Source organism: Baaleninema sp., from assembly GCF_049974805.1.
Taxonomy (GTDB): Bacteria; Cyanobacteriota; Cyanobacteriia; order Cyanobacteriales; family Geitlerinemataceae; genus Baaleninema.
Map to the genome: position 1 here is coordinate 1 of NZ_JBNGCO010000143.1, position 10189 is coordinate 10189.

The 10189-nt window shown below is 52.6% G+C and carries 10 protein-coding genes and 1 tRNA gene; 6 read left to right on the forward strand and 5 right to left on the reverse strand.

What is annotated here, in order from left to right; all coding sequences use genetic code 11:
• Positions 1-244 precede the first annotated feature (244 nt).
• Positions 245-1228, reverse strand: a complete 984-nt coding sequence (locus ACP5D4_RS19380; RefSeq protein WP_428013260.1) for an aldo/keto reductase — start codon at positions 1226-1228, stop codon at positions 245-247.
• A gap of 363 nt (positions 1229-1591) precedes the next feature.
• On the reverse strand, positions 1592-2170 hold the full coding sequence (locus ACP5D4_RS19385; protein ID WP_428013261.1) for a diheme cytochrome C: 579 nt from the start codon (positions 2168-2170) through the stop codon (positions 1592-1594).
• A gap of 121 nt (positions 2171-2291) precedes the next feature.
• On the opposite strand from ACP5D4_RS19385, the gene ACP5D4_RS19390 reads away from it, so the two are divergent.
• The 3 genes from ACP5D4_RS19390 (at position 2292) to ACP5D4_RS19400 (ending at position 5116) form a co-directional block, all read left to right on the forward strand.
• Positions 2292-3533: a glycosyltransferase family 4 protein gene (locus ACP5D4_RS19390; protein WP_428013262.1), complete on the forward strand. Its 1242-nt coding sequence runs from the start codon at positions 2292-2294 to the stop codon at positions 3531-3533.
• A gap of 1058 nt (positions 3534-4591) precedes the next feature.
• Positions 4592-4840 carry a type II toxin-antitoxin system ParD family antitoxin gene (locus tag ACP5D4_RS19395; protein ID WP_428013263.1) on the forward strand — a complete coding sequence of 83 codons (249 nt, stop codon included), beginning with the start codon at positions 4592-4594 and terminating at the stop codon, positions 4838-4840.
• Between the two features lie 147 nt (positions 4841-4987).
• Positions 4988-5116, forward strand: a complete 129-nt coding sequence (locus ACP5D4_RS19400) for a hypothetical protein (protein ID WP_428013264.1) — start codon at positions 4988-4990, stop codon at positions 5114-5116.
• Here the strand turns inward: ACP5D4_RS19400 and ACP5D4_RS19405 are convergent.
• The 3 genes from ACP5D4_RS19405 to ACP5D4_RS19415 all read right to left on the reverse strand — a co-directional run bounded on the left by ACP5D4_RS19405 (position 5090) and on the right by ACP5D4_RS19415 (position 6947).
• Positions 5090-5162, reverse strand: a tRNA-Ala gene (locus ACP5D4_RS19405). The genes ACP5D4_RS19400 and ACP5D4_RS19405 overlap by 27 nt on opposite strands.
• Positions 5163-5238: 76 nt before the next feature.
• A complete protein-coding gene (locus ACP5D4_RS19410; RefSeq protein ID WP_428013265.1) occupies positions 5239-5964 on the reverse strand; it encodes an HAD family hydrolase in 726 nt (241 codons plus the stop codon).
• Positions 5965-6083: 119 nt separating this feature from the next.
• On the reverse strand, positions 6084-6947 hold the full coding sequence (locus ACP5D4_RS19415) for a class I SAM-dependent methyltransferase (protein WP_428013266.1): 864 nt from the start codon (positions 6945-6947) through the stop codon (positions 6084-6086).
• Between the two features lie 203 nt (positions 6948-7150).
• Between ACP5D4_RS19415 and ACP5D4_RS19420 the strand changes: the two genes are divergently transcribed.
• From ACP5D4_RS19420 to ACP5D4_RS19430, 3 genes are all read left to right on the forward strand, one after another.
• A complete protein-coding gene (locus ACP5D4_RS19420) occupies positions 7151-8845 on the forward strand; it encodes a CTP synthase (protein ID WP_428013267.1) in 1695 nt (564 codons plus the stop codon).
• A 28-nt stretch (positions 8846-8873) separates the two neighbouring features.
• Positions 8874-9092, forward strand: a complete 219-nt coding sequence (locus ACP5D4_RS19425) for a hypothetical protein (protein WP_428013268.1) — start codon at positions 8874-8876, stop codon at positions 9090-9092.
• Between the two features lie 171 nt (positions 9093-9263).
• The gene (locus tag ACP5D4_RS19430; protein ID WP_428013269.1) at positions 9264-10076 is read left to right on the forward strand and encodes a squalene/phytoene synthase family protein; all 813 of its coding nucleotides are present in this window, start codon (positions 9264-9266) and stop codon (positions 10074-10076) included.
• Positions 10077-10189: the final 113 nt, after the last annotated feature.

The following is a 10189-nucleotide window of genomic DNA, read 5'->3' on the forward strand; positions in this document are numbered from 1 at the left end:
GAATCGCACGACCAGTCTCTACGTTGGGGGAAGTGCTTTCACGCGATACACCTCGTGGGATGGACTTGCACCATCATCGATATCTAGTTGTCAAGGTTCTATGCCCTTTGTGGGCTGTGTTCCTTGCCCCACCCACGTTTCAGGAGTTTTCCTTCCACTTTTGGTGAGAACGAATCGCACATTGTTCTGAATATTTTAGCACAAAAAACAGGATTGTCAAAAGCCGCCCTAGAAGGGCGGGGTTTTAGACCCAAATTTTTTGATAAAACGTCACGTCTTCCCAGTCCGAGGCGATGCGACGTTCGATGTCAGCCATCGCCGCCTCTTCCAAGGGGACGAACTGACGCGCCACTCTCACGTTGTCGGCGAGTTGTTGGGGATTTTCCGCCGCGACGACGCAACAGCGAACCCCCGGAACCGATAGGCTGTATCCCAAGGCTTCCCGCATTCCGTCGAGGCGTCCCGATTCGAGTAATTTACCGTAAGCGGGGACTTTCATGGCGATAACGCCGACGTTCTGCTCGATCGCAACGGGCATGACAACGGGAAGAAACGGTTGCGGGTGGTGTGGGTCGGCGGCGTTGACAGGGATTAAGGTGGTATCGAAGGGGTATCGGCGCAATCCTTCGGCGATGATGTTGGGGTCGTGGTGTCCGGTGATTCCGGTATAGCGAATTAATCCTTGTTCTTTGGCTTCTTCTAATGCCTGTATCGCGCCGGTGTTGCTAAACAGGCGATCGATCTCCTCGGGGCGGGAAACATGGTGTAACTGCCATAAATCGAGGCGATCGGTTTTCAGGCGTTGCAACGATCGCTCTAACTCTCGCCAAGCCCCGTCTCGATCGCGCACGGCGGTTTTACTGGCTAAAAATATTCGATCGCGATATTCCGGCAGAATTTTCCCTAAATAGTCCTCGCTCGGTCCGTAACTGGCGGCCGTATCGAAATAGCGAATTCCCAGGTTTAACGCGGTTTCCACTAACTCCAAGGCTTCCCGCTCTCGTCCCGATTTCGACAGGGGCGTTTGTCCGGCGCCTCCCAACCCGAAAATCGGTACCGATTCCCCCGTCCGACCGAGAACCCGTTCGGGCATCGCCATCGGGGTATTTGAGGCGGGTTCGGATAAAGTCGGCGATCGTTTTTGTAATGCTTTAATTCCAATAGCGCCCCCAGCAACAGCGGCAGTGGTGGCGATAAACTTGCGTCGGGTGGATCGATCGCGGGTCATAGTGGCTTGGCAACTCTACAGTTTTATGGTAGATAAAACCACTCAACTGACAAGGGTGAAACGAACGAGTCTGCGATGCAACTGTCACATCCTTGTCACAGTATCGTTACTTTCGGGCGTTATGGTTGTGCTTAGAAGAAGACGATGTAACCAACAAGGGAAATTTTCATGCCGCATTCCCCTTGCTGGCCTTACTCGGCTCCATCCTAGGTTCCAGTCTCCCCCATCTTCCTCAGATGGGGGATTTTTTGTAGGGGGCATGACTTGAAAAATCGGGTGTCGAACCGGAAACCGAGAACTCGTCACGCACCGCCAAGGTACGCCGCCAACTCATCCCTGAAAGACGCGAACCCCATCATCCCCTCATCCCCTCACAAGGCTGCGAAAATCGAACTCGACGGCGTTGGGATGGCAAGTGCCGCATTGTTTGATGTCGATGGGGCGAGGGACTTCGACTTGAGGATGCAACGCCTGGAAATAGGTCGAATATTCTAAGCGATAGGGAATTCTTTCGTCAGGGTTCTGTTTCGGACGCGAGAAGGTTTGCAGGTAATCCCACACGATGTAAATCTGCGGACTGGGTAAGACTTCGACGCGGGTTCCGTAGTGTTCTTCGTCGAGCAATAATTCTCGCCAAGTTTCCGTCGGTAAGACAGCCGGAGGAATACCGACGTGACAGGTGGCACAATGTTCTAAGTAAAGCTGTTGTCCGGCTCGAAAGCGTTCGGGAATGGGATCGACGGTTCCGATGTGGGGTCGATCGAGAATGGTGTCATCAACTTGGGAACGCGCGATTTGAGAGACTCCCCATCCCCATCCCACGCTCCATAAGAGCAGTAATAGACCTAAAATCAAGATCGAGGGTGTTTTTCGACCTAGAGGTGCTTTAGCGGGATTCGGCATACAAACAAGGACGCGATCGAGCGAAAAACGAGATTTCATCGATATTCTAGCGTTATTCTCGAACCTAGACTTTTGAACTCTCGCTGACGGAAGCATCTGACCCGAGTAAAAGAGAGTGTTTAAACGACTCTCCGAGATCGCCCAGGGCTAACGAGACACGATGAAAATCTTAATCTATTCGTATAACTACCATCCCGAACCGATCGGCATTGCTCCGCTTATGACTGAGTTAGCCGAGGGTTTAGTGCAACGCGGCCATCAAGTCCGGGTGGTGACGGGGATGCCGAACTACCCCCAACGTCAGATTTACGAGGGCTATCGGGGTAAACTTTACGTGACAGAGGAACTCAATGGCGTTAAAGTTCAACGGTGTTACGTCTGGGTGCGGCCGAAACCGGGGTTTATGGATCGGGTTCTGCTTGAAAGTAGCTTCGTTACGACCAGTTTCGTACAAGCCCTCAACGGTTGGCGTCCCGATGTCATTTTGCTGACGAGTCCGCCGCTACCGGCTTGCGTTCCGGCGACGGTAGTGAAATGGATTTATCGCTGTCCGGTGGTGTTGAACTTGCAGGATGTTTTGCCGGAAGCGGCGATCGTGACGGACTTGTTACGGAATAAGTTGCTGATTCGGGTGTTTGAGTCCCTCGAACGATTTGCTTATCGCTATGCCGATCGCATTAGTGCGATCGCGGACGGTTTTGTGGACAACCTCCTCAAGAAAGGGGTCGATCCTCAAAAAATTGCTTTGATTCCTAACTGGGTCGATACGAATTTTATCCAGCCCCTACCGAAAGAGCCGAATTCGTTCCGCGACGAACACGACTTAAACGGAAAGTTCGTGATTCTCTACTCCGGTAACATCGCACTGACGCAAGGTTTGGAAACCTTGGTGAGAGCGGCATCGTTCTTACTGGACTTGCCTGAAATTGCGGTGGTGATTGTCGGTGAAGGACGGGCGTTAGAAGTGCTAAAACGACGCCGCGAAGTGTGGGAGGCAACGAACGTTACATTGTTGCCGTTTCAACCTCGGGAACGTCTGCCGGAAATGCTGGCTGCGGCGGATGTGGGCATGGTGATGCAGAAAAGCAGCGTCATCGCCATTAATATGCCCTCGAAAATTCAGGTGTTACTGGCCAGCGGACTGCCCATCGTGGCTTCGGTTCCTCAAGACGGTACGGCGGCGAAGGCGGTGCGCAACAGTGGCGGGGGCATTGTGGTGCCGCCGGAAGACCCCCAGGCGTTGGCGCAGGTGCTTCGGGAACTTTATGAAAATCCCGATCGCACGACGGCTTTAGGCAAACAGTCGCGACAGTTCGCCATCGAGAATTACTCTTTTGAGGAGGCGTTGAATCGTTACGAGAGGTTATTCGCCGACCTGATGCCTTCTCGAACAAGCCGATAACGTCAATTCGAGTCGAAGCAACACCCCTTGCGTTGGGTTCCGCTCTCGCTGTTACGGTCGATGGGAAGGTCGCCCTTCCACACCTCCGATTCAAAACCGGACTTGACAATTTCTCATCATCCGGCTCCTGGTAAGTCGTCTTCATTAGACAGAAGTGATTCGTTACCTAATACACTTCCTTGGCTTGTTTGACGCTTTTTGAGTCCTTTTTATCCCACATTCAGATACCATAGCATCCGATGTATTGGGCTTATAAAAACTCTACTCAGTCGTAGCCTTCGACGGTGACCGTCCTACGTGGGCTTATCTTCAGCATTACCCGAAGCCTTGGCTTTTTAGGACATCCTACTCCCACTTATCATGCGTCAAGGATTAAGTCACTGATGAATTAATTCATAGATCAGTGGGGTTTCCCGGTTCTCTAATTTCATTTCATGGCCGACTTAGAATCCAGCTATACACCGAGAGGACTTTCGACCTAAAAGATTTAAGGGGTGAAACTTAAATCTCGCTGCCTCCTTACTTTTGGCAGAGTGGGAAAGTCTTAAAAAAAAGACTTTCAATCTTCAGACCAACTTGACCTGTTTCCTGAAGTTAAACCGCTTCCACTGCCGTAGGTAACGATGCTTCATTCACTGATTCACACGGAGGTTATTCATATCGGTCTGACCTCGGCGGGATTAAGCAAGGTGGATTACTCGTCCTTGGTGTCGGTTTCACATTCAGGCAACCACTCCTGAATCTAATTACCGCCTTTTTCAGGGCTGCATTCGGCGCAAGAGATTCCACCCCAACACCTGCCCTGATGGTTCAATCTTTTTAGGCTAGACGGAGAGAATTTAACTCCCATGAAATTAGAGTTATTGAATTTCCAAGGTTCAATTCATCAGTTTCTACTTGAATAGCTTCCCCTGATGAAACAGGTCGCACTCACGCAACCTACATTTCAGGGAATCTTGGATAATATTTTAGATAACGTGACATCGACTTTTCTATAAAGCCAAATGAAAACGAACTTGATATAATTGAACCAACCCGTAAAATCTGGAGTGCGCCTAATGAGTTTATCTCTCACCCCAGAAACCGAAAAGCGAATCGCCGAACAGCTAAAAAGCGGACGTTACCAGTCCGCTGACGAAGTTATTTTAGCCGGATTAGAACTCTTAGACAAGCGAGAACAACGCTTAGCCGAACTTCGCCAGCAAATCGAAATCGGTGCAGAGCAAATTTCACAAGGTCGCGTCACGGACGGCGAACAAGTATTCGATCGCTTATTCGATCGGCTGCACCAACAATCTAACGAATGACGATAGCAACTTACTCATTCTCAGACGAAGCGATCGCAGACTTAAACAGAATTTGCGAATCGATGTCAGAAACGAATACAGATTTCGCCATTCGATTTTTGTGAGAAAGTTCGAGAAAAATGCCGAAAATTTGCTCCGTTTCCGAATATGGGAAAAAGCTATGCAACTATTCGAGCCAATTTACGCGGCTTTGTTATCGATAACTACATCGTTTTCTATTTCCCACGACCAGACGGAATAGATATCGTATGGAGAATAGGGGATTCGAACCCCTGACCTCTGCGGTGCGATCGCAGCGCTCTACCAACTGAGCTAATTCCCCGATTCACGATTTGCTATTATATCACAATATTGCCAAAAAACAACGATCGCCCTGAAAAAAAATTCCCCCATCGCCATCAATCGGAACCGGAAGTCTCCGGAGAAGTCCCCAACCGCGCGGGAACCTCCGTTTCAAAGGCGTTACGGATTCGATCGATCTCCAATTCCGAGAGGTAATCCACCACCCAATCCGCCTGACGTTGCAACATATGCACCGGGTAAGTATTGGCGACGCCCACCACCTGCAACCCCGCCCGTTGCGCCGCCTCGATTCCCGCTGGCGTATCCTCGATCGCCAAACATTCCGACGGCTTCAATCCCAACTTCTCCGCCGCCAGGAGATACCCCTCCGGTTCCGGTTTGCTAGTGGCGATGTCGTCTCCAGCCACGATAACGGGAAACTGCGCGGCCAACTCCAATCGATCGAGTACTGTTTCGATTTCCACCCGTAACGCCCCGCTCACCAAGGCTAACTGCAAGTTTTCCACCCGCAGCTTCAAAATAAACTCCGTCAATCCCTCGTAACTCGGAAGCCGCTCCATTTGACGCAACTCCTCCAAGTACATCTGAGACTTGCGGCGCATCAGTTCCGCCAAATACTCCTCCGTCACGCAGCGGCCGCGCCGTTCCCATACCGCTTTCAACGCGATGCGATCGCTGCGTCCCAAACACACTGTCTGAAACTCCCTGGCGTCCGGCCGTAAATTCTCCTCGAGCAACAACTGTGAAATTAAACGCTCGTGAATGGGTTCGTCATTAATTACAACCCCGTTAAAATCAAAAACAACTGCTTTTAGTCCCATGTAGTTGAATGAAAAAAACGATTTTTATGACCCAAGAGGGGCTAAAATTTTCGTGCGATCGCCCCGCCAAGAAAAACGGTCGATCGCCATCGACCCCGAATCAAGAACCCGAACGGACGTTAGGCGAGGGCGATCGATCCCCCTTCCCAGGAGAACGCCTCAAACGAGGGTTCCCTCTCCGACACCGCCAAGGGTTTCACCCCTCGCGTCACCTGATGAATCCACCAATACTCGCGAGAGTCTACCGCCTCAAAACCCGCCCGCTGCATCCACTTCACCAGGTCGCCTTCAGCATAATCGCCAATGTACGGCTCCTCGAACACCTCCATCAACCAAGGGTTTTGACGCAGCGTCGTTTGATTTCCATCAAGAACGATCGCTTCGCCCCCCGGCTTTAACAAGCGGAAGCACTCTCGCAACACCTGCTGAGACACTTCCGGCGGGAGTTCGTGGAACAGCAGCGACGCCGACACCAGGTCGAAAGCGGCGTCGGGGAACCCCGTCCGTTCGGCTAAACCATGTTTCCACTGGATGTTTAACCCCGCTTGGGCGGCTTTGTAACTAGCCATGACCAGCATTTGGGGTGACAAATCTAACCCGATCGCCTCAGCGTCGGGGAAAGCTTCTTTAAACAGTAACGTGGTCGAACCCGTTCCGCAGCCGAGATCGAGAATGCGTCGGGGGTGCGATCGCACCGCCTCGACAGCGCATTGACGCACCCAGGTTTCGTTGGGCGGTAAAACATACTGAGTAATCGGATCGTAAGAAACCGCCGCCCCCAAGGTGAGATATCCCCCTTCCACGCCATGAAAATTCTGGCTTCGGTAATACTCTGGATAAATCAGAGATCGATCGCAACGTCGCGCCACCTCCGTTTCCCAATCGATCCGTTGAGACAAGCGAACCATCGCCTCCTCGTCCACGAGCGATCGCACCACGGGCGACAAAAACCTCTCCCATAACGTAGCCTGACGGGTTGTCAACTGAACCCCCTCGCCCTACCGGGCAACTGACATCAATTCTCTAATCATTTTTACATTAATTAATACTTTTGAAAGCCACACAGAAACGGACGCATCTCGCCTTGCCACGATTTGCCAAATTCCCGCCAACCCGGTCGTGTCCTGTGGCAAAATGAACCCAGGGCAAAAACGAACCCCTCGGTTACACCGCTCGCGCGAATTCCATGACCAAATTCATTTTCATTACAGGTGGCGTCGTTTCCAGCATTGGCAAAGGAATCGTCGCTGCCAGCTTGGGACGGCTTCTCAAATCCCGCAATTACTCGGTTTCGATTCTCAAACTCGATCCTTACATTAACGTCGATCCCGGAACGATGAGTCCGTTCCAACACGGCGAAGTTTTCGTAACTCAAGACGGCGCAGAAACGGATTTGGACTTAGGACACTACGAGCGCTTCACCGATACGTCCATGTCCCGCCTCAACAGCGTCACCACGGGTTCGATTTACCAGTCCGTTATTAATAAAGAACGTCGAGGCGACTACCAAGGGGGAACCGTGCAGGTGATTCCCCACATTACCGGAGAAATTCGATCGCGCATTCTCCGCGTCGCCCGCAATACCAATCCCGACGTGGCCATCGTGGAAATCGGGGGAACCGTGGGCGACATCGAATCCCTGCCGTTTCTCGAGGCGATTCGCCAGTTCCGAAAAGACGTGGGGCGCGAAAACCTCATGTACGTTCACGTGACGTTAATGCCTTGGCTTCCGGCGGCCGGGGAAATGAAAACCAAACCGACGCAACACTCGGTTAAAGAGCTACGATCGATCGGGATTCAGCCGGATATGTTGGTCTGTCGGTGCGATCGACCCCTCCCCTCCCACCTCAAAGAAAAACTCTCAGAATTCTGCGACGTACCCGTCGAACGAGTCATCACCTCCCCCGACGCCAGCAGCATCTACGAAGTCCCCTTGGTTCTCGAACGAGAAGGCTTAGCCCAAGCCGTCCTCGACTGCATCAGTCTCGAACAGCGAGAACCGGATCTCGAAGGCTGGCGCATCCTCATCGAACGAATGCACCATCCCGATCGCGAAGTGGAAATCGCCATCGTCGGGAAATACGTCCAACTCTCCGACGCTTACCTCTCCGTCGTCGAAGCCCTGCGTCACGCCACCATCGACTGTGGCAGCCAACTCAAACTGCGCTGGGTCAACTCCGAAGAAGTCGAACGAGACGGCGCAGAAACCCACCTCAGCGGCGTTCGAGGCATCGTCGTCCCTGGGGGGTTCGGCAGTCGCGGCATCGACGGTAAAATCGACGCCATCCGTTACGCCCGAGAAAACCGCATTCCCTTCATGGGTTTGTGTCTGGGGATGCAGTGCGCCGTCATCGAATGGGCCCGCAACGTCGCCCATTTGGAAGCGGCTAACAGTTCCGAATTCGACCCAGAGACCACCAACCCGGTCATCAGCCTGTTACCCGAACAGGAAGACGTGGTGGATTTGGGGGGAACCATGCGCTTGGGACTCTACCCCTGTCGCTTGACCCCCGAGACGACCACCTTCAGCCTGTACTCTCAGGAAGTAGTGTACGAACGCCACCGCCACCGTTACGAGTTCAACAACGCCTATCGCAGCTTGTTCCTCGAAACCGGTTACGCCATCAGCGGAACCTCCCCCGACGGACGACTCGTTGAAATCGTCGAACTGCGCGACCATCCCTTCTTCGTCGCCACCCAGTTTCACCCAGAATTCGAGTCGCGCCCCAATCAGCCTCATCCCCTCGTGAAAGGATTCGTTCGGGCTTCCTTGGGAATGTCCCCAGTCGATGACGGTTGCGAGGCATCCCAGGAGAGCGAAAACGCGACAGAGTTCGATCGACTGGATTCTTCTACGAATTCCCCGGCTGAAGTCTCATAGATCTCGCCTGGAGACTGGAGGGCATCCTGTGGCGTATTGGATAAAAATCAACTACGAGCGGGATAAACAAGTGTACGTGATCGATCTCGATCGAATTAGTGCATTTTCGCTCTCTTGGAACAGCCGTCTAACGTTGTATTTAACGGAAAGCGATCGTGCCATCGTCTTGACCGAACAAAGCGAACCGGAAGCCTATCAAAAAGTCATCGATTACATCGAAAAGACGACAGGTTACTCTCTCGAATAAAGCTTTGGCAGACGAACGGTCGATCGACCCCAGCTAACGCCCCGCCCCACCAAAATGGCTCGACAAAATGGGGGGTGGGGCGTTTGGCTTCTCAGACTGTCCTCTGGGTCGATGACCGAACGCAAATAGGAGTATATGCTAGATGACGAGTTGAAGTGAGGAGTCGAACGGATGAATTCCCAAAAAGACGCACTACAGGTACTTAAAGAGACCAGTCGAACGTTTTACATTCCCATTAGCCTGCTACCCAACGATCTCAAAGCAGCGGTGGCCTCGGCGTACCTCTGCATGCGTGCGATCGACGAAATTGAAGACCACGACGCACTCGACAACACCACAAAAGCCCAACTGTTAAGAGCCATTTCCTTAAGCTTACAAACGGGAACCGGAGGTCACGGCGATCGCTTCGGTGCCGATTGGGGCGCGTCTCGCGATCGACTTCCCGAAGTCACCCAGCGCGTAGACGAGTGGGCCAAACTTGCCCCCCCCAGCATCGCCCCCCGCATTTGGGACGCCACCGCTGCCATGGCCGATCGTATGGCGTACTGGGCCGAATGCAACTGGACGATTCGCACCGTCGCCGACCTGGACAGCTACACTTTTAGCGTCGCTGGTGCCGTCGGTTTGTTACTCTCGGATTTGTGGGCGTGGTACGACAACACCCAAACCAACCGCACGGACGCCATCGGTTTCGGGCGGGGATTGCAAACCGTCAACATCCTTCGCAACGCCCGCGAAGACAAAGCCCGAGGCGTGGACTTTTTCCCCGATGGCTGGACGGCGACGGAAATGCAGGCTTACGCGCGACATAACCTCGAAATGGCCGATCGCTATACGGAATCGCTTCCCCCCGGCCCGGCGTTAAACTTCTGTAAAATTCCCTTAGTCTTAGCCCACGGCACCCTGAAAACCTTGGCCTTAGGTAAAGAAAAACTCAGCCGCGACGACGTCATGCAGCTAATCGGTCAAGTTACGGGACGTTAAACCGAATTAACCTGCTGAGGAGACGAGGAGGTTAGGTATGGGTGAGATATTGAGAACCTTTAATATCGTTATCTCCTCATCTCCTCATCTCCTCATCTCCTCATCTCCTCATC

What these genes read in the sequence shown, in the direction of transcription:
- ACP5D4_RS19380 (WP_428013260.1), bottom strand. Translation starts at nt 1,228, where the DNA reads ATGACCCGCGATCGATCCACCCGACGCAAGTTTATCGCCACCACTGCC.
- ACP5D4_RS19385 (WP_428013261.1), bottom strand. Translation starts at nt 2,170, where the DNA reads ATGAAATCTCGTTTTTCGCTCGATCGCGTCCTTGTTTGTATGCCGAAT.
- ACP5D4_RS19390 (WP_428013262.1), top strand. Translation starts at nt 2,292, where the DNA reads ATGAAAATCTTAATCTATTCGTATAACTACCATCCCGAACCGATCGGC.
- ACP5D4_RS19395 (WP_428013263.1), top strand. Translation starts at nt 4,592, where the DNA reads ATGAGTTTATCTCTCACCCCAGAAACCGAAAAGCGAATCGCCGAACAG.
- ACP5D4_RS19400 (WP_428013264.1), top strand. Translation starts at nt 4,988, where the DNA reads ATGGGAAAAAGCTATGCAACTATTCGAGCCAATTTACGCGGCTTTGTT.
- ACP5D4_RS19410 (WP_428013265.1), bottom strand. Translation starts at nt 5,964, where the DNA reads ATGGGACTAAAAGCAGTTGTTTTTGATTTTAACGGGGTTGTAATTAAT.
- ACP5D4_RS19420 (WP_428013267.1), top strand. Translation starts at nt 7,151, where the DNA reads ATGACCAAATTCATTTTCATTACAGGTGGCGTCGTTTCCAGCATTGGC.
- ACP5D4_RS19430 (WP_428013269.1), top strand. Translation starts at nt 9,264, where the DNA reads ATGAATTCCCAAAAAGACGCACTACAGGTACTTAAAGAGACCAGTCGA.